General features: G+C 69.9%; 18 protein-coding genes. 11 read left to right on the top strand and 7 right to left on the bottom strand.

The genetic code is table 11. The features are described from left to right. The first annotated feature begins 1 nt into the window (after position 1). From hutU to ABZ671_RS05195, 7 genes are read left to right on the top strand one after another with little or no spacing between them, the layout of a single operon-like run. Positions 2–1,660 carry a urocanate hydratase gene (gene hutU, locus ABZ671_RS05225; protein ID WP_357851492.1) on the top strand — a complete coding sequence of 553 codons (1,659 nt, stop codon included), beginning with the start codon at positions 2–4 and terminating at the stop codon, positions 1,658–1,660. Continuing rightward, a complete protein-coding gene (locus ABZ671_RS05220; protein ID WP_357851489.1) occupies positions 1,654–2,874 on the top strand; it encodes an allantoate amidohydrolase in 1,221 nt (406 codons plus the stop codon). Before hutU ends, ABZ671_RS05220 begins: the two co-directional genes overlap by 7 nt. Then, a complete protein-coding gene (locus tag ABZ671_RS05215; protein ID WP_357851741.1) occupies positions 2,871–4,226 on the top strand; it encodes a formimidoylglutamate deiminase in 1,356 nt (451 codons plus the stop codon). Before ABZ671_RS05220 ends, ABZ671_RS05215 begins: the two co-directional genes overlap by 4 nt. Then, a complete protein-coding gene (gene hutI, locus ABZ671_RS05210; RefSeq protein ID WP_357851486.1) occupies positions 4,223–5,386 on the top strand; it encodes an imidazolonepropionase in 1,164 nt (387 codons plus the stop codon). Before ABZ671_RS05215 ends, hutI begins: the two co-directional genes overlap by 4 nt. Further along, positions 5,383–6,918 (top strand): histidine ammonia-lyase, encoded by a 1,536-nt coding sequence (hutH, locus tag ABZ671_RS05205; protein ID WP_357851483.1) that lies wholly within the window; start codon positions 5,383–5,385, stop codon positions 6,916–6,918. Before hutI ends, hutH begins: the two co-directional genes overlap by 4 nt. Positions 6,919–6,974: 56 nt before the next feature. Beyond that, positions 6,975–7,373, top strand: a complete 399-nt coding sequence (locus ABZ671_RS05200) for a hypothetical protein (protein WP_357851481.1) — start codon at positions 6,975–6,977, stop codon at positions 7,371–7,373. Then, positions 7,370–7,573 carry a DUF6186 family protein gene (locus tag ABZ671_RS05195; protein ID WP_357851478.1) on the top strand — a complete coding sequence of 68 codons (204 nt, stop codon included), beginning with the start codon at positions 7,370–7,372 and terminating at the stop codon, positions 7,571–7,573. Before ABZ671_RS05200 ends, ABZ671_RS05195 begins: the two co-directional genes overlap by 4 nt. Positions 7,574–7,777: 204 nt before the next feature. Here the strand turns inward: ABZ671_RS05195 and ABZ671_RS05190 are convergent, their stop codons facing one another. Beyond that, entirely contained in the window at positions 7,778–8,851 is a 1,074-nt protein-coding gene (locus ABZ671_RS05190) for a DNA cytosine methyltransferase (RefSeq protein WP_357851475.1), read from the bottom strand. Positions 8,852–8,949: 98 nt separating this feature from the next. On the opposite strand from ABZ671_RS05190, the gene ABZ671_RS05185 reads away from it, so the two are divergent. After that, positions 8,950–11,274 carry an ATP-binding protein gene (locus ABZ671_RS05185; RefSeq protein ID WP_357851472.1) on the top strand — a complete coding sequence of 775 codons (2,325 nt, stop codon included), beginning with the start codon at positions 8,950–8,952 and terminating at the stop codon, positions 11,272–11,274. Positions 11,275–11,544: 270 nt separating this feature from the next. On the opposite strand, the gene ABZ671_RS05180 is transcribed toward ABZ671_RS05185, so the two are convergent. Further along, positions 11,545–12,054, bottom strand: coding sequence for a flavoprotein (locus ABZ671_RS05180; protein WP_357851469.1), 510 nt, complete (start codon positions 12,052–12,054; stop codon positions 11,545–11,547). Further along, positions 12,051–13,298, bottom strand: a complete 1,248-nt coding sequence (locus ABZ671_RS05175) for a helix-turn-helix transcriptional regulator (RefSeq protein WP_357851466.1) — start codon at positions 13,296–13,298, stop codon at positions 12,051–12,053. Before ABZ671_RS05175 ends, ABZ671_RS05180 begins: the two co-directional genes overlap by 4 nt. Positions 13,299–13,549: 251 nt before the next feature. Here ABZ671_RS05175 and ABZ671_RS05170 point away from each other — a divergent pair, with 251 nt between their 5' ends. From ABZ671_RS05170 to ABZ671_RS05160, 3 genes are read left to right on the top strand one after another with little or no spacing between them, the layout of a single operon-like run. After that, entirely contained in the window at positions 13,550–13,777 is a 228-nt protein-coding gene (locus ABZ671_RS05170; protein WP_357851463.1) for a hypothetical protein, read from the top strand. Further along, positions 13,774–14,970 carry an FAD-binding oxidoreductase gene (locus ABZ671_RS05165; protein WP_357851461.1) on the top strand — a complete coding sequence of 399 codons (1,197 nt, stop codon included), beginning with the start codon at positions 13,774–13,776 and terminating at the stop codon, positions 14,968–14,970. The genes ABZ671_RS05170 and ABZ671_RS05165 overlap by 4 nt, the downstream gene beginning before the upstream one ends. Further along, positions 14,967–15,233 (top strand): DivIVA domain-containing protein, encoded by a 267-nt coding sequence (locus ABZ671_RS05160; protein WP_357851458.1) that lies wholly within the window; start codon positions 14,967–14,969, stop codon positions 15,231–15,233. The genes ABZ671_RS05165 and ABZ671_RS05160 overlap by 4 nt, the downstream gene beginning before the upstream one ends. A gap of 36 nt (positions 15,234–15,269) precedes the next feature. Here ABZ671_RS05160 and rdgB read toward each other — a convergent pair whose 3' ends face one another. From rdgB to ABZ671_RS05140, 4 genes are all read right to left on the bottom strand, one after another. Then, a complete protein-coding gene (gene rdgB, locus ABZ671_RS05155; protein WP_357851455.1) occupies positions 15,270–15,887 on the bottom strand; it encodes an RdgB/HAM1 family non-canonical purine NTP pyrophosphatase in 618 nt (205 codons plus the stop codon). Continuing rightward, positions 15,884–16,609, bottom strand: a complete 726-nt coding sequence (gene rph, locus ABZ671_RS05150) for a ribonuclease PH (protein WP_357851452.1) — start codon at positions 16,607–16,609, stop codon at positions 15,884–15,886. Before rph ends, rdgB begins: the two co-directional genes overlap by 4 nt. Before the next feature lie 390 nt (positions 16,610–16,999). After that, positions 17,000–17,746: an MBL fold metallo-hydrolase gene (locus tag ABZ671_RS05145; RefSeq protein WP_357851449.1), complete on the bottom strand. Its 747-nt coding sequence runs from the start codon at positions 17,744–17,746 to the stop codon at positions 17,000–17,002. Positions 17,747–17,975: 229 nt separating this feature from the next. Continuing rightward, entirely contained in the window at positions 17,976–18,941 is a 966-nt protein-coding gene (locus ABZ671_RS05140; RefSeq protein ID WP_357851446.1) for a pyridoxal-phosphate dependent enzyme, read from the bottom strand. Between the last annotated feature and the right edge of the window lie 2 nt (positions 18,942–18,943).

Raw genomic sequence — 18,943 nt, 5'->3', positions numbered from 1 at the left:
CATGCACCAGCCCGTCCGCGCCGCCCGCGGCACCGCACGCACCGCGAAGGGGTGGCCGCAGGAGGCCGCGCTGCGGATGCTGATGAACAACCTCGACCCGGAGGTGGCCGAGCGCCCCGAGGACCTGGTGGTCTACGGCGGCACCGGGAAGGCCGCCCGGGACTGGCCGTCGTACCACGCGCTGGTGCGGACGCTGACCGAGCTGCGCGACGACGAGACGATGCTGGTGCAGTCCGGCCGCCCGGTCGGCGTCCTGCGCACCCACGAGTGGGCGCCCCGGGTGCTGCTGGCCAACTCCAACCTGGTCGGCGACTGGGCCACCTGGCCGGAGTTCCGCCGCCTCGAACAGCTCGGCCTGACCATGTACGGGCAGATGACCGCCGGCTCGTGGATCTACATCGGCACTCAGGGCATCCTGCAGGGCACCTACGAGACGTTCGCCGCCGTGGCCGCGAAGCGCTTCAACGGAAGCCTCGCCGGCACGCTGACGCTGACCGCCGGGTGCGGCGGGATGGGCGGGGCGCAGCCCCTCGCGGTCACCATGAACGGCGGCGCCTGCCTGATCGTGGACGTCGACCGCAGCCGGCTGGAGCGCCGGGCGCACGACCGCTACCTGGACGAGATCGCCGACTCCCTCGACGACGCCGTCGAGCGGGTGCTCGCCGCGAAGCGGGACCGCCGGGCGCTCTCCGTCGGTGTGGTGGGCAACGCGGCGACCGTCTTCCCGGAGCTGCTGCGCCGGGGCGTCGCCATCGACATCGTCACCGACCAGACCAGCGCGCACGACCCGCTGTCGTACCTGCCGGAGGGGGTGGAGCTGGCCGACGCCCGGGACTACGCGAAGGCGAAGCCGGCCGAGTTCACCGACCGGGCCCGGGCATCGATGGCCAAGCACGTCGAGGCGATGGTCGGCTTCCTGGACGCGGGGGCGGAGGTCTTCGACTACGGCAACTCGATCCGGGGTGAGGCGAAGCTCGGCGGCTACGAGCGGGCGTTCGACTTCCCCGGCTTCGTGCCGGCGTACATCCGGCCGCTGTTCTGCGAGGGCAAGGGGCCGTTCCGCTGGGCGGCGCTCTCCGGTGACCCGGCCGACATCGCCGCCACCGACCGGGCCATCCTCGACCTGTTCCCCGAGAACGAGTCCCTCGCCCGGTGGATCCGGTTGGCCGGCGAGCGGGTCGCGTTCCAGGGTCTGCCGGCGCGGATCTGCTGGCTCGGCTACGGCGAGCGGGACAAGGCCGGGGTGCGGTTCAACGAGATGGTCGCCTCGGGTGAGCTGAGCGCGCCGGTGGTGATCGGCCGGGACCACCTGGACTGCGGCAGCGTGGCCAGCCCCTACCGGGAGACTGAGGCGATGGCCGACGGCTCCGACGCGATCGCCGACTGGCCGCTGCTGAACGCGCTGGTCAACACCGCCAGCGGCGCGTCGTGGGTGTCCCTCCACCACGGCGGCGGGGTGGGCATCGGCCGGTCCATCCACGCCGGCCAGGTCTGCGTCGCCGACGGCAGCGCCCTGGCCGGGCAGAAGATCGAGCGGGTGCTCACCAACGACCCGGCGATGGGCGTCATCCGGCACGTGGACGCCGGCTACGACGACGCCCGCGAGGTCGCCGCCCGCACCAACGTCCGCATCCCGATGGAAGGAGGGGCCCCTTGTTAACGCATTCGGTAGAGGAAGGGCCCCTTCTTAACAGGTTCCGGGAGCTGTGGGACGAGATCGCGCCGGTCGGGCGGGACGCGGGCAGCGGCGGCTACCTGCGGTACGCGTTCACCGAGCCGGAGCTCACGCTGCGGGAGTGGTTCCGGGAGCAGGCCGACCAACGCGGCATGCCGGTGCACGGCGACGGCAACGGGAACATGTTCGCCTGGTGGGGTGACCCGGATGCCGGCGACGCGGTGCTGACCGGCAGCCACTTCGACTCGGTGCCGCACGGCGGCGCGTACGACGGGCCGCTCGGCATCGTCAGCGCGTTCCTCGCCGTGGACGAGCTGCGGGCGGCCGGGGTCGCCCCGGTCCGGCCGGTGGCGGTGGCCGCGTTCGTGGAGGAGGAGGGCGCCCGGTTCGGCGTACCCTGCCTGGGGTCGCGGCTGCTCACCGGGGAGATCGCGGTGGACCGCGCGGCCGGGCTGCGCGACGCGGCCGGGGTGAGTTTCGCCGAGGCGCTGGGTGACCGGCCGGCGGGCGCCGACCCGAAGCTGCTCGGCCGCTTCGCGGCCTTCGTGGAGCTGCACGTCGAGCAGGGTCGCGCGCTGGTCGACCTCGCCGCGCCGGTCGCGGTGGCCAGCGCGATCTGGCCGCACGGCCGCTGGCGTTTCGACTTCCACGGCGAGGGCAACCACGCGGGTACGACCCGGATGGCCGACCGCCGCGACCCGATGCTCACGTACGCGTTCACGGTGCTCGCGGCGAACAAGGAGGCCCGGCTGCGCGACGCGCACGCCACCATCGGCCGGGTGTCGGTGGCGCCGAACGCCACCAACGCGATCCCGGCGCAGGTCACCGGCTGGCTGGACGCCCGGGCGGCCGAGTCGGAGACGCTGCACGGCCTGGTCGAGGCGGTGCGGGCCAAGGCGACCGAGCGGGCGCGGCGGGACGGCACCGAGCTGACCTGCACGCAGGAGTCGGCGACCCCGCTTGTCGCGTTCGACGGCGGGCTGGCCGACCGGCTGGCGATGCTGTTGGCGGCGCCGGTGCTGCCCACCGGGGCGGGACACGACGCGGGGGTGCTGGCCGCGCACCTGCCCACCGCGATGCTGTTCGTGCGGAACCCGACCGGGGTGTCGCACTCCCCGGCCGAGTCCGCCACCGACGCCGACTGCGCGGCCGGGGTGACCGCCCTGGCCCGGGTGCTGAAGGAGCTGGCATGCCGCTGACCCGCTGGCTGGCCGAGTACGCCTGGCTGCCCGAGCACGCCGAACCCACGCCGGACGTGCTGATCGAGGCCGAGGGTGGCCGGATCACCGCCGTCACCCCGCTGGTCGGCGGCGGCGCGCCCGCCGTCGGGGTCGAGGTGTTGCGCGACGCGGTACGGCTGCCCGGGCTCACCCTGCCCGGCCTGGCCAACGCCCACTCGCACGCCTTCCACCGGGCGCTGCGCGGGCGTACCCACGGCGGGCGGGGTGACTTCTGGACCTGGCGGGACGTCATGTACACGGTGGCCGCCCGGCTCGACCCGGACTCGTACCTGGCCCTGGCCCGGGCCGCGTACGCGGAGATGGCGCTCGCCGGGATCACCTGCGTCGGCGAGTTCCACTACCTGCACCATGGGCCGGACGGCACCCCGTACGCCGACCCGAACGTGATGTCGGCGGCGCTGGTGGAGGCGGCCGCGCACGCCGGCATCCGGATCACGCTGCTGGACACCGCGTACCTGACCGCGACCGTGGCCGGGGACCCGCTGGTCGGGCCGCAGCGGCGGTTCGGCGACGGTGACGCGCTGCGCTGGGCGGAGCGGGTGAGCGGGTTCGCCCCGGACGACGACCATGCCCGGGTCGGCGCGGCGATCCACTCGGTGCGGGCGGTGCCGGCCGAGCAGCTCGCCACGGTGGCCGGCTGGGCGGACCGCCAGGGCCGGCCGCTGCACGTGCACCTGTCCGAGCAGCCGGCCGAGAACGACGCCTGCCGGGCCGTGCACGGCCGCACCCCGACCCGGCTGCTGGCCGACCACGGGGTGCTCGGCCGGCACACCACCGCGGTGCACGCCACCCACCCGACCAGCGCCGACGTCACCCTGCTCGGGGACAGCCGGACCGGGGTCTGCCTCTGCCCCACCACCGAGCGGGACCTCGCCGACGGGATCGGGCCGGCCCGCCGGATGGCCGAGGCGGGCAGCCCGCTCAGCCTCGGCAGCGACAGCCACGCGGTGGTGGACCTGTTCGAGGAGGCCCGCGCGGTGGAGCTGGACGAGCGGCTGCGTACCCGCAAGCGGGGGCACTTCACCGCCGCCGAGTTGGTCACCGCCGCCACCGCCGCCGGGCACGCCGCGCTGGGCTGGGGCGACGCCGGCCAGCTCGCCGTCGGGATGCGCGCCGACCTGGTCACCGTACGCCTGGACAGCGCCCGGACGGCCGGGGTGCCGCCGGTCGGGGCGTTCTTCGCGGCCGGCGCGGCCGACGTCACGCATGTGGTGGTCGACGGGCGCACGATCGTGGCCGACGGCCGGCACCTGACCGTCGACGTGCCGACCGAGCTGGCGCACGCCATCCAGGCGGTGACGGCCCCGTGAGCAGCCTGCTGGTGGACAACATCGGGGAGCTGGTCACCAACTCCCCGGGCGGGGACGGGCCGCTGGGCCTTCGGCGCGACGCCGCCCTGCTGGTCGAGGACGGCGTGGTCGCCTGGATCGGCCCGGCGCGGGACGCCCCCGCCGCCGACCGCCGGATCGACGCCGAACAGGCGGCGGTGCTGCCCGGCTTCGTGGACAGCCACGCCCACCTGGTCTTCGCCGGGGACCGGGCCGCCGAGTTCGCCGCCCGGATGGCCGGCGAGCCGTACACCGGGGGCGGCATCCGCACCACCGTCGGCGCCACCCGCGCCGCCTCCGACGATGAGCTGCGGGCCACCGTGCGCCGGCTGCACGCCGAGGCGCTGCGGCAGGGCACCACCACCATCGAGATCAAGAGCGGGTACGGGCTCACCGTCGCCGACGAGGCCCGCTCGCTGCGGATCGCCGCCGAGTTCACCGAGGACACCACGTTCCTCGGGGCGCACGTCGTGCCCGCCGAGTACGCCGACCGCCCCGACGACTACGTCGGCCTGGTGTGCGGGCCGATGCTGGCCGCCGCCGCCCCGTACGCCCGCTGGGTCGACGTGTTCTGCGAGCGGGGCGCCTTCGACGCGGACCACACCCGGGCGATCCTCGCCGCCGGGCAGGCGGCCGGGCTGGGCGTACGGCTGCACGCCAACCAGCTCGGCCCCGGGCCGGGCGTTCAGCTCGGGGTGGAACTCGGCGCGGCCAGCGTCGACCACTGCACCCACCTGGCCGACGCCGACGTCGACGCCCTGGCCGGGTCGGCGACCGTCGCCACGCTGCTGCCCGGCGCGGAATTCTCCACCCGGTCGCCGTACCCGGACGCCCGTCGGCTGCTCGACGCCGGCGTGACCGTGGCCCTGGCGACCGACTGCAACCCCGGGTCGTCGTACACGTCGTCGATGCCGTTCTGCATCGCGCTCGCCGTACGCGAGATGCGGATGACCCCGGCGGAGGCGGTGTGGGCCGCGACCGCCGGCGGCGCGGCGGCGCTGCGCCGTGACGACGTCGGCCGGCTGGCGCCGGGGGCCCAGGCCGACCTGATGATCCTCGACGCCCCGTCCCACCTGCACCTGGCCTACCGGCCGGGGGTTCCCTTGATCCGCCAGGTTCTGCACAACGGAGTGCCCTCATGACCGTCACCATCCAGCCCACCGGGATTTCCCCCGCCGACGTGCTCGCCGTCGCCCGCGGCACCGCCAAGGTCGTCCTCGACCCGACCGCGGTGGACGCGATGGCGACCAGCCGATCCATCGTGGACGGAATCGAGGCCGCCGGCCGGCCCGTCTACGGCGTCTCCACCGGCTTCGGGGCCCTCGCCAACACCTTCGTCGCGCCCGAGCGCCGGGCCGAGCTGCAGCACGCGCTGATCCGCTCGCACGCCGCCGGGGTGGGCGCGCCCATGCCGCGCGAGGTGGTCCGGGCGATGATGCTGCTGCGGGTACGCTCGCTCGCCCTGGGCCGCTCCGGGGTCCGGCCGCTGGTCGCCGAGGCCCTGGTGGACCTGCTCAACCACGAGGTCACCCCGTGGGTGCCGGAGCACGGCTCGCTCGGCGCCTCCGGCGACCTGGCCCCCCTGGCGCACTGCGCGCTGGTGCTGCTCGGCGAGGGCTGGGTGCTCGGCCCGGCCGGCGAGCGGATCCCCGGCGGCGAGGCGCTGCGCCGGGTCGGGCTGACCCCGATCGAGCTGGCCGCCAAGGAGGGGCTGGCACTGATCAACGGCACCGACGGGATGCTCGGCATGCTGCTGCTGGCCATCCACGACGCCCGGCACCTGTTCGCCATGGCCGATGTGACCGCCGCCCTGGCGATCGAGGCGATGCTCGGCTCGGAACGGCCGTTCCTGCCCGAGCTGCACGCCATCCGACCGCACCCCGGCCAGGCGGCCTCGGCGGCGAACATCCACAAGCTGCTGCAAAACTCGGCGGTGATGGACTCGCACCGCCACGACCTCACGCACGCGGTGCAGGACGCGTACTCGATGCGCTGCGCGCCGCAGGTGGCCGGCGCGGCCCGGGACACCCTCGACTTCGTCGAGACGGTGGCCGGGCGGGAGCTGCGGTCCGTGGTCGACAACCCGGTGGTGCTGCCGGACGGGCGGGTCGAGTCGACCGGCAACTTCCACGGCGCGCCGCTCGGCTTCGCCGCCGACTACCTGGCCATCGCCGCCGCCGAGGTGGGCGCGATCGCGGAACGCCGGGTGGATCGGCTGCTCGACGTCACCCGGTCCCGGGACCTGCCCGCGTTCCTCTCCCCCGACGCGGGGGTCAACTCCGGGCTGATGATCGCCCAGTACACGGCGGCCGGGATCGTCGCGGAAAACCGGCGGCTGGCCGCGCCCGCGTCGGTGGACTCCCTGCCCACCAGCGGCATGCAGGAGGACCACGTCTCGATGGGCTGGGCGGCGACCAAGAAGCTGCGCACCGTGCTGGACAACCTGAGCAGCATCCTCGCGGTGGAACTGCTGGCCGGCGTACGCGGGCTCCAGCTCCGGGCCCCACTGGACCCGTCGCCGGCCGGCCGGGCCGCGCTGGCCGCCCTCGCCGGGGCGGTGGGCGAGCCCGGGCCGGACGTGTTCCTCGCCCCGCTGATGGAGGCCGCCCGGGAGACGGTGCGCGGCCCGGAGCTGCGCGCGGCGATCGAACGGGAGATCGGCCCGCTCGGCTGAGCCGGGCGCTGCGGCAGGCCTCGCTTCGGGCGCTTCGGCGTTCCACACTGGAAGGCATGACACCGACGCCCCGGCCGGTGGACAAGCCGGCTCCCGTCGCCCGGGTCTGGCTGCTCTGGCCGGCCGTCATCGGATACGCCCTGATCGCGGCCGTCGCCCGTCCGCTCACCGGACCGGCGGCGGCCGCCGTGCTGCTGCCCGGCGCGGTGCTCCTCGTCGTGGGCCTGCGGCGCGTGCCCGACCGGCTACGGCGGGTCGGGCCACGCGCCGCCGTCACCTGGCTCGGTCTCGGGGTGCTGTTCTGCCTCTGGGAGCTGGGTGCGCTGTTATCTGGCAACGACGAGGCACACCCGACGTTCAGCATCCTGACCGACCCGCTGCTGGACACCTATCTCGGTCGGGTGGTCGGCTATCTGCTGTGGCTCGGCACCGGTGCCTGGCTGGTGACCCGGTGACCGCGCGCGCCGTGATCACCGCTGGTTTCGTGGCGATCCTGCTGGTGATGCTGGCCGTGGACGTGGCCGGACGGCGGCGCGTCGGGCTGGCCCGCGCCCCGCTGGGCGAGGCGCTGACCGCCGCGCTCCGCACCACCGCCGGCCGGGCCGTGGTGCTGGCCGTCTGGCTCTGGCTCGGCTGGCACTTCCTGGCCCGGTGAGGCGGACCGCGTCAACCTTCGATGCGCCACTTTGAGGGCGGTCCACTGGACCCCGGCCGGGTCGATGCGCTGCAGCTCGATGGCGTACTCGAGCGTTTTAGTAGTTGGCCCGCTTTCACTGGACGGTGGAGGCAGCGGTATGTCGCTAAGTGCCAAGGCCGCCCACCCGACTTGATGTCAGGCGGCGGACATCTGGGAGGATAATTAAGAGGCTGCCAGGGATCGTTTACGTCCACTGCGGGGCGCAAGCAACAAGGCCTTTACGGCCTCGCCCAGAGCCTGCGCCATTCGAACTGGAACGGCATTCCCGATTTGGCGCTCAATCGATCCGAAGTCTCCGGAGAAGCGGTAGGAATAAGGAAAGGTCTGAAAGGTCGCGGCTTCCCGGAGTGTTAGGCCGCGGTGCTCGGTGGGATGAATGAACGAACCGCAGGCGGGCGTTGCGCATCTGGTGGTCATAGTTGGTGCGGGCTCGTCTAGGCGCACTCGACCATATGAAGCTGTGGCATTCCTCTTGCTGAGGTTGACATGACACTTCAACTGGTGCTCAGGAGGAAGGTCAAAGCGGTTGCCACCTATCGGCACAGCTGAGATGCGGGCCACAACCTTGGGAGAGTGCGCGCGGTGCCTGTTGAGAGAATCATCAGGAGTCATCGCCGAAGCTAAACCAGTCAGCGCCTCCCGCGCCGTCTGTGGCCGGTCAACAAACCACTCGCCAAGAAGATCAGGGAGCGCGGCTGGAATCTGAGCTTTGCGTCCCCGGATCGCAATCATGATGAGCCTACGTCGTCGCTGTGGTACCCCTACCGAAGCGGCATCAAGCCTGAATGAACTCAAAGAGTAGCCGAGTTCTGATATCGACTTCTTGATACGGCTAAACCTGACGTCGCGTTCGAGCCCCGGGACGTTTTCTAGCATGATGGCAGCCGGCCGAAATGCTCGAACGAAGCGCACGATGTCTAGGACTAGATCATTGCGGTCGTTGCCGCTGTCAGAGTCGTCGCCACGAGCGAGGGTCGAAAACCCTTGGCATGGGGGGCACGCCTTTAACAGGGTGAGTTCACCGACTGCAAGCTCGCTTTCCCGCCGAAGCTTGCTAGCGGGCAGAGATCGAATGTCACACTGCCAAAGCCTCGTCTCAGGGTGATTCAATCGATATGAGGCAGCAGCAGCTGGATCAACTTCTACGGCACCGAGGACATCGTAGCCAGCAGCTCGCAGACCCTGCGTAGCACCGCCAGCACCAGCAAACAAGTCGATGCATGTCAGGCGGCCCACGGGGGCATGCTACATGATCTTTGCTCTACAGACGACCGCGACTTTCCGTAGTCGACAAGTCTACGATGGGGTGGCGCCAGGTCCGTCCGTGGGTCACGATGCTCATCTACGTCCACACGGGAGGGCTCGTGCAAGACATGGAGCAACCAGACTACCCAGCCGCTGCGGAACTCGCATCTCAGCCAAGCGGGCTCACGGCAGTACAGGTGCCGGCTGCTCGGCCTCCGGGCGATGTCGCGCCTGCGGCTCCCAAGTACACGATGAGGATCAGCCGCCTGACGATAGACAAGCTGGGCATCAAACTCTACGACAGGGTCACGGCTGTCCTAGCGGAGCTGATCGCCAACTCCTATGACGCGGATGCCGAGACCGTAGAGATCACTCTGCCGTGGGGTGCGTTCCTCAGTTCTGCTGCCGCCAGGTCGGGCCCCGCTGAGGTCGACCCTGCACCAGGCACCTTGGCTTTTGCTGAGAGCGTGGATCTGGACGATCGGGTCGGTTCAGATCAACTGGCGCTAGTCCCGTTTGAGCAGACTCAGGCAGTGTCGCAACGTTACGAAATCACCATCTCGGATGATGGTCATGGGATGACGGACGAGGAACTTAACCGCCACTATCTGTCGGTTGGAGCAGATCGACGGAAGCGCACAGGCAGCGATAAGTCGCGTTGGAAGCTGCGCCCTGTGATGGGCCGGAAGGGCATCGGTAAGCTCGCGCCGTTTGGCATCTGTGAAACCGTTGAGGTTATAACCGCCGGAGGTGAGCAGACCGCCAACGGCTGGCGCGTATCTCACATAGTCCTGCGTTTAGCGGATATCATTGCCGACACCGATGAAGAGTACAACCCGGAGCCAGGCCCACTTGATGGAACCTTCGCGGATTCGTCAGGGACGGTTATCAAGCTACGCGACTTCTTCCGTAAGAAGGTACCGAGCCGCGAAGAGTTGGACCGGCAGCTGTCGGCTCGGTTTGGCATCTCGCGCGACGACTGGGTGGTGACCGTTCATGACTCGCTTGGAAGCGGCGACCCCTTCCAGCTCGGAAGCCTAAAGATTGACTACCTAGAAGACACGCATATCGACCTTTCGGAACGTCCTGTTCGTTTCGGGGATACCTACCTTCCTGTTACTGGGTTCGTCGCCTTCTCCCGGAAACCGTACAAGGATCCGGCCATGGCCGGAGTTCGAGTTTACGCGCGGGGAAAGATTGTCGCCCAAACGCGAGACTTCGATATCGGCGCAGGGTTCACAGGTGAATACAAGATGCGGTCGTATCTTGTGGGCGAGCTCCATGCGGAATGGCTAGATGAGGAAGACGACCTCGTACGGTCTGACCGTCAGGACATTCTATGGTCGTCGGATCAGGGCGAGGCTCTTAAGAATTGGGGACAGAGACTCATTAAAGACCTCGGCAAACGAGCCGAGAAGGCGGTTCGCGACCAAAAATGGAAGGACTTTGAGAAGAAGTCTCAGCTCAAGCAACGTTTGGATAGAGCGGCCCCAAGCGAGCCGGAACTGAGAGAGTCAGTTACGGAGGCCGCGAAGCTTCTGGTGAAAGACGTAGATCCTGAGGCACTAGACGACCAGGACCATGTGGACCAGATTGCGAATCTTGCGATGTCCATTGGGCCCCACCGTACGCTGCTAGGGACACTTCGAGAGGTAGCCGAAACCACCGCTACGACGATCGACGCCGTAATGGCACTCTTTCACCGAGCCCGTTTGGCGGAGATGTATTCGCTGGGGCAGGTTGCCGAGGAGCGGCTCGAGGTCATTTCAAAACTCGAAGAGCTGATCTCAGATGGCACGACGCTGGAGCGCCCGCTGCAGGAGCTTATCGAGCAGGCACCATGGCTGCTCTCCCCTGAGTGGACTCCGCTGGGCATGAACGAGTCCCTGAAACGAGTCCGAGCAAGCTTCGAGGCTTGGTATGCAAAGAACTACGGTCAAACCATAACAACCTCGGCAATCGAGAACCCGAAGAGAGAGCCCGACTTCGTCATGCTGAATGACGCTGGTCAGCTCTGGATCGTCGAAATTAAGAGACTCCAATATCGGCTCACCGACTACGAATATGGCCGCGGAATCGATTATCTCCAAGCTCTTAGCAACTTCCTGGATTCCAACCCCGAGCTCGGCAATCAGTTCCCTATTCGGAGGCTGACGTTTGTGGTCGATCACATTGATCGACTAGGCTCAGTAGCGCTTTCCTCGCTGAGATCCGACTCCCGTGTCGCTCATCAGACTTGGCATGGCCTGCTCGACCTGACCAAGCGTGCCCACAAGGACTTCCTTGCAAAAGTCGCCGCAATAAGGGTGGGATCTTCTGCTGATGGTCGACGGGGCCCCACCTCCGGAAACTCGGAGGACTCCGCCGGTCAAGGCCTGCTGGACTTCAGTTCCACTGTAGAGGCCCCGAGTTGAGACGAGCGGTGTGCCTCCAACCTGACGGGGCTCCAAGGTCCGTCGGCCACATCCGGGCATGGAGCGATGCCACGAGCAGCCAATTGAGCAGCCAAGCCGGCGGGCTTGGGCGGACGATTGCGGACTAGTGCGCTACGTCAGGTATCGGTAGCAGCCGGGGAAAGCCCGGAAATTACTTCCCCTTGGTGATGAGCGGCGCGGAGGTATGCAGAGGTGTTACTGTCGACTTCTCCGGCTTTTCACCAAATAGGGCTGGGCCACACACCGATTTTACGGCTCCTCAACCGTGCGCGAGGTTAGGAACTGGTCCGCGACCATCCGCCAGTCCAGCTCTGCTGTCAGTGGTGTCGTACTGACGCCTGTGCCCTGAAGCAGCCGCAGATGTCGGTCGTAGCTCGGGTGATTGGCAAGCTGCGCCTTGACGTTCGGAAAGGCGTGAACCGGGATGCCAGCGCCGAGGGTTTCGTTGAGGATGCCGAGTGCGAGCGTGTCATTGATGCCCTGGGCCCACTTGTTGATGATGTTGAACGTCGCCGGTACGACGGCAACGGCGGTCGCCGGAGGGTGCGGCTCGGGGTCGCCGGGCATTCGCCACTCGACTCGGACCGGGTAGCCGGTCTGCAGTGCCAGCGCCTCGCGATCGATCCAGGTCGCGGCGGTCGGCGTGGCGGTGAGGCAGACGGTCCAGCCGTCTTCCTGCAGCAGCTCGATCAGTTCGCCGATGCGGAGCACCGGCGGTGCGGCGCAGACGACCAGGGCCAGTACGCCTCGCTGACTCATGCCAGCAGCCCGGCCCGTTCCGCGAGTGGCCGTAGCCCCGGCGTTGCCGCTCGTCGCTCCTTCGCCAACAGGTCGAGCAGGAGCGTGCGGGCTTGAACGTTGGTGTGCACGGCCTCGGCGGCTACCCGCTCGGCTTCCAAGAGGTGCAGCACTGATACGGACCTGTCGCCGGCCGACATCAGCGCCGCTGCCGCAAGGTCGACGTGTACCTGTGCCCTTCGGCCAACCAGCACCGTCGGCAGCCGCGAGGTGTCGAGATGGGTTCCGATCTCCAGGGCTTGGTCCGGATTGCCTGCGCGAACCGCCGTGGAGACGGCGTGGATAACGACATTCGTCGGGCCGAAGCCGGTCCACAGCCGGTTACGGTCACCGCCCAGCGTCGACGCCAGCCCTTCGGCCCGCGCCAGGAACTGAGCTGCCTCCTTCGGGTTGCCCTGCCGAGCCGTCATCACTGCGGCCAGCAGCACCAATGCTCCGTGAGCGGAAAGAAGGTCAGGATCGGTAGCAGGGCCAGTCGCGGCCAAGCGGTCAAGGCTGCTCCGCACGACGTGCTCGGCTTCGCTCTCGCGCCCCGGCAGTCGCATGAGACCACAAGCTGCCTGGTAGGCCGCGACGGCAGTCAGCGCCTGGTCGTCGGCGAGTCTGGCGGCGGTGCAGGATCGGTCTGCGGTGAGCAGGGCGGCGTCGCCGTCGCCGACTTTGGCGGCGAGCTTCGACGCCGCGATGTACGTGGCGGCGAGCAGCCGAAAAGCAGTGCTGCGATGTAGCCCCGTCGACCGGCTGGATAGGTCCGTTGCCTGGCTGAGCACGTCCGGCAGCAGCCGAGCAGCAGACGTGTAACTTGCCCGCTGGTAGAGATTGTGGACCCGACCCACTGATCGCCGCACCTCGGCATACGACTGAGCCGGCCGATTGGAAGCCGCCAAGTAGTTGGTGAGAAACGTGCGGAGGCCGCTCAGAAGTTCAGGGCGAGCAGCAGCGGACGCGGGATCCCGGTTGTCATCTCTCATGGCCTGCCCTCGATGCGCTGCCACCGACACGTCGACGAGCATGGCGTCGAGCTGTTCGAGCGTAACCCCCAACGCGGAGGCGATTCGGGTTCGATGCCATGGCTGCGGATCGGTCTCGGCGTTCTCCCAGCGCACCACGGTCGACCGCTCCACCCCGAGGAGCTCGGCCAGGCGCTCCTGGCTATACCCGAGGGCTTTGCGTCGCTGACAGAGCCGGTGTCGCTTCAGGGCCACGTCCGATCTCCCTCCGTCCTACCGCCACTCTAGTAACAACCCGTAGATAAGGCGGATACGCAGACGCCTCATTTCTGCCTCATGCAGGCTTCTTCGGCGCTGTAGTTGCTGGTCAACTCCTCACGAAAGCTGGGCGCATGGCCCGGGGCGGGTGCCGGGCTCCGGTCAACCCGCGTTCCCCGTCGCGGATTCGCCGTCCCCGCCCGCCCCGGTGCCGCTCCCACGCATCACACCGCCGGAGGCGCCCACCGATGTCTGTCGTACTCGCCGATTTTCCCGTCCTCACCCCGGTCACCGACGAAGACTGGGCCCTCGCCGCTAAGGCAGTTCGGGTCCACGCGCCAGAGCCCTGGCCGCAGGGTCTGCTCTGTCGCAGTGAGCGTGTCCCGTACCCGTGTCGGCTGGCCCGCTGGGGCCACGCCACCCTCGAAGCAGCGGGCCTGACTGAGGAGCAGGCCGAGGCGGGCGGCACCCGATGACCGAGGCGCAGATGCGGGAGGCGGTCGCCCGCTGGTTGAGTCTGGTGGCGGCGGATGCGGAGTTGTCCGCGTACCTGATCGGGGTGGACTGGGATCGGTTGAAGGCGCATCTGGCGCGGTCGCTGGCCAGCGGGACCGGTGGTGAGCCGGAGGTGCCGTGTCTGGGCTGGTCGGAGGGGCAGCATCGGCGGGCGGTCGACTACCTGACGGGGGTCCTGAGGCCGTATCGGAAGCCGAGCGTCGCCGACTTTTGGGAGTTCGTGGAGGACCGCTACCGGGGCCTGCTGCCGGAGCAGGCGGCTCCGCTGCTGTACGCCGCCCTGCACCAGCTCACCAGCGAAGACGACGACCGCCCGAACAGGTGGGCGTTGCTGGCGGTGCTCGGCCGTGCGTACCGTCGCTATGGTCTGCGCCCCGACCACACCGCGGTCATCGACGACGCGTTGCAGGTCAGGGTGCCGTGGGAGAAGGTCGAGCGGGCCGCCGTTCGGGCGGGTGACGGCCCGGCCTGGTGGCCGGTGGAGGTGCTCGACCACGACCTGGCCGCCGACGGGGTCGCGGTGCTGACGGTACGGCCGTGGCGGCGGCTGCTCTACCAGCCGGGTCAGGCGGTGCCGGTGTGCACGCCGCGCCGGCCCGGCCGGTGGCGCTGGTACTGCCCGGCGAACACGCCACGCCCCGACGGCACCGTCGAGCTGCACGTCCGCGCAGTCTCTGGCGGCGTCGTCTCCACCAGCCTGGTCCACGAGGTACGCCCCGGAGAGCTGCTCTATCTCGGCCCGCCCACCGACACCGGGCTGAACCTGGTCGACGGGCAGGATCTGCTGTTGGTGGCCGGCGGCACCGGCCTGGCGCCGCTACGCGCCCTGATCGAGCAGATCGCCGCCAACCCCGCCGGCCGGCGGGTGACCCTGATCGTCGGGGCCCGCTCGATAGAGGTGTTGTATGACGCGGTCACCCTCGACAAGCTGCGCCACGACTGGCTGACGATCGTGCCGACCTTCTCCCACGACCAGGTCGACGAACCGGGAGAGTGGGGCGACGCGCTCACCGTCGCCCTCAAACACCGGCGCGACCAGGCGGTGTACGTGTGCGGTCCGCCGGCGATGCTGGCCGGGTCGCGGCTGCGGCTGCTCACCGCCGGGGTGCCCGCCGACCGGATCCACCTGCCGGATCGGATCCCGTGGCGATGACCGTCTACCGCAGCCGCAACGCCCTACGCGGCCCACTCACCCCCGACGGCATCGCCGCGCTCACCCTGCCCGCCACCCGACTCGGCCGACGCGGCTACCAGACCGACGACGTCGACGCCCTACTGCACCGCCTCGCCTACGAGCTGCATCGGCGCACCGAGGAGCGGGACAGGGCACGCGACGAAAGCCAGCGCATCAAAAACGCCCTGCGCAGCTGGCAGTCCGATCGGGCGCGACGCGACGGTCCAGGCCGCCACGAGTAGACGTTCCCTGACCAGCGCCAGCGCCCGTCCGGCGGGTCAGGCCGCCGGTGGGAGCACCTTGGCGACCAGCTTGGCCAGCTCGCGCAGTGCCTTGCCCCGGTGGCTGACCGCGTCCTTCTCCTGCGGGGTCAGCTCCGCGTTGGTCCGCTCCTGCCCCTCGCCGAGGAAGATCGGGTCGTACCCGAAGCCGCCGTCGCCGCGCGGCGCGCGCAGCAGCCGGCCGGCCTGGCGGCCGTCGACCAGGTGCTCCTTGCCGCCGGGCAGCACCAGCGCGACCGTGCAGACGAAGGAGGCGGCCCGGTGCTCGTCGGGCAGGTCGGCGATCTGGTCCAGCACGAGCTGAAGGTTGGCCTGGTCGTCGCCGTGCCGGCCCGACCAGCGGGCGCTGAACACGCCCGGCATGCCGTTGAGCGCGTCCACGGCCAGGCCGGAGTCGTCGGCGATGGTCGGCAGGCCGGTACGCCGGCAGCCCTCCCGGGCCTTGATCAGCGCGTTCTCGCCGAAGGTCAGGCCGGTCTCCGGCAGCTCCGGGTACGTCTCGACGTCGTCGAGGCCGAGCAGGGCGATTCGGTGCGCGCCGAGCGCGCCGTCGAGGATCCGCTGCAGCTCGACGAGCTTTTTCTGATTACGGGTGGCGAGGAGCATCTTGTTCATGAAAGCGCCTTCCGCTGCGCGTCGGCCAGTTCCAGGCAGCCCATGACGCCCAGGTCCAGCAGGGCGTCGAGCTGCTCACGGGCGAAGATGCCGGCCTCGCCCGTCCCCTGCACCTCGACGAAGTCGCCGGTGCCGGTGCAGACCACGTTCATGTCGACCTCGGCGGTCACGTCCTCGGCGTAGCAGAGGTCCAGCCGGGGCTGGCCCTCGATGATGCCGACGCTGACCGCGGCCACCGAGCGGTGCATCACCTTCTCCACCTTGCCGGCGAGGGCCTTACGCTCGGCGAGCCAGGTCACCGCGTCGTGCAGTGCCACGTACGCGCCGGTGATCGCCGCGGTGCGGGTGCCGCCGTCGGCCTGGAGCACGTCGCAGTCGAGCACGATGGAGTTTTCGCCGAGGGCCTTGAGGTCCACGCAGGCGCGCAGGCTGCGGCCGATCAGCCGGGAGATCTCGTGGGTGCGCCCGCCGACCTTCCCCTTGACGCTTTCCCGGTCCGAGCGGGTGTTCGTGGCCCGGGGCAGCATCGCGTACTCGGCGGTGACCCAGCCGAGCCCGGAGCCCTTACGCCAGCGGGGCACCCCCTCGGTCACGCTCGCCGTGCACAGCACCCGGGTCGCCCCGAACTCGACGAGGACCGAGCCTTCCGGATGGGTGCTCCAGCCTCTGGTCAGGGTCACCGGTCGGAGTTGGTCGGGCTGCCGCCCGTCAGGTCGCGCCATGCCTGCACCCTATGTGGTGCGGTGATCGCACCATCCCCGGGTGCCCGGACCGCGTCGGGCCGGCCGGAGCTTCGCGTACCCCCGTTCGGCGACAGGCCGCGACAGGGTGACGGTTGGTGACGACCGCGCCGACCGCGCCGGGTACCCGCGCCTGACTTTGCTCTGCAGCCATGGACGCATCAGCTACCGACTGTCACTGACAGCCTCGCGATCAACCGGAAGATCGACTAGAAGTCGCAGCTCAACTGCGTGCTGCGTGGATGGCTGCAGAGCAAAGGCGCGCGCGAGCATCCGTCGACCGAGCCGAGGAAGTGCACGCAGCGTCACAGGAACAGCCCCGCACGGAAGGTGACGGGTCTGCGGCTGCCCGGCGAGCTTGCCGGGCGGCGGTCAGATGTCGTAGCCGGCGCCGGGGCGGACCACTTCCAGCGGGCCGGCGTAGGCCCCGGCCGCCGCCTCGACGGTGTGCGCCTCGCTGCCCCACGCGGTGACCAGGTGGGTGAGCAGCAGCCGGCCGACCCCGGCCTTGGTCGCCGCCTCGCCGGCCTCCCGGCCGGTCAGGTGCAGGTCGGGTGGGTTCTCCACGCCGTCGAGGTAGCTGGCCTCGCAGAGGAACACGTCGGCACCCTGGGCGAGGCGCAGCAGCGCGTCGCAGGGCGCGGTGTCCGACGAGTAGCAGAACACCCGGCCGTCGTGCTCCAGCCGCACGCCGTACGTCTCGACGGGGTGGTTCATCCGGTCGACGGTGACGGTGAACGGGCCGATCGGAAAGGTGCCCGGTTGCAGGCCGTAGAACTGGTAGACGTCCTCGACGGTGCCGTGTCCCTCGCCGTAGGCGGTGGCCAGCCGGTCCGGGGCGCCGGGAGGCGCGTACATCGGCAGCGGCGGGTAGGGGCCCTCCGGGGCGTAGCGGCGCACCACCACGTACGTCACCGCGTCGAGCATGTGATCGCAGTGCAGGTGGGTGAGGAGGATGGCGTCGGGGGCGTGCAGCCCGGCGTAGCGCTGGAGGGTGGACAGCGCCCCCGAACCGAAGTCGATCAGGAGCCGGAAGCCCTCCGCCTCCAGCAGGTATGCGGAGCAGGGGGACTCGGGGCCGGGGAAGCTGCCCGCGCAGCCGAGGACGGTTAGTCGCATCCGGTTGCCCCGATGTCACTTTTTGTAGTCAACGCGCCGGCGGTCGCCCCGCCGATGATCTCTACCGACGCGTGCGCCACGCTGCGCAGCCTACGCGGTGGCCCGGTCGGCAAGAATCGCCTAACGGAAGTTGTCATCAACGCGACACCCGCACACGTCTGCTCCCAAGCCGCGAAACGGTCGGGGGCGGCCGGCGTGTGCCGCAGGCCGCCCCCGGATCCGCGGGCCGTCAGGCCCAGAGCTGTCCCTCCAGGGCGTCCTCGGCGTCCGCGAGGGTGCCGCCGTACGCCCCGGTCGAGAGGTATTTCCAGCCCCCGTCGGCGACCACGAAGGCGACGTCGGCCCGGCGGCCGTCCCGCACCGCCTCGTGCGCCACGGCGAGGGCGGCGTGCAGGATCGCGCCGGTGGAGAAGCCGGCGAAGATCCCCTCCACCTCGACCAGCTGCCGGGTACGCAGCACCGCGTCGCGGGTGCCGACCGAGAAGCGTCGGGAGAGCACCCCGGCGTCGTAGAGCTCGGGGACGTAACCCTCGTCGATGTTGCGCAGGCCGTAGACCAGCTCACCGTAGCGGGGCTCCGCGGCGACGACCTGGATGCCGTCGACCTTCTCTCGCAGGTAGCGCCCGGTGCCCATCAGGGTGCCGGTCGTGCCCAGGCCGGCCACGAAGTGAGTGATCGTGGGCAGGTCGTGCAGCAGCTCCGGCCCGGTCGTCTCGTAGTGCGCCCGGGCGTTCGCCTCGTTGCCGTACTGGTAGAGCATCACCCAGTCGGGGTGCTCCACCGCGATCTGCTTCGCGGTGGCCACGGCCTGGTTCGAGCCGCCGGCCGCCGGCGAGAAGATAATCTCCGCACCGTACATCCGCAGCAGCTGGACCCGCTCGGTGGAGACATTCTCGGGCATCACGCAGACCACCCGGTAGCCGCGCAGCTTGGCCACCATGGCCAACGAGATGCCGGTGTTGCCGCTGGTCGGCTCCAGGATCGTGTCGCCCGGCCGGAGCCGGCCGGCCGCCTCGGCCGCCCGGACCATGTGCAGGGCGGCCCGGTCCTTGATGCTGCCGGTCGGGTTCCGGTCCTCCAACTTCGCCCAGAGCCGCACCGGCGGAGCCCCGTCGGGCACCGTCGGTGAGAGCCGAGGCAGCCCGACCAGAGGCGTGCCACCGCACGCCTCGAGCAGGCTGTCGTACCGCGCCATGA

The organism is Micromonospora sp. NPDC006766 (genome assembly GCF_040636055.1).
GTDB lineage: Bacteria > Actinomycetota > Actinomycetes > Mycobacteriales > Micromonosporaceae > Micromonospora.
This window is presented reverse-complemented; position numbering and strand designations above follow the sequence as displayed.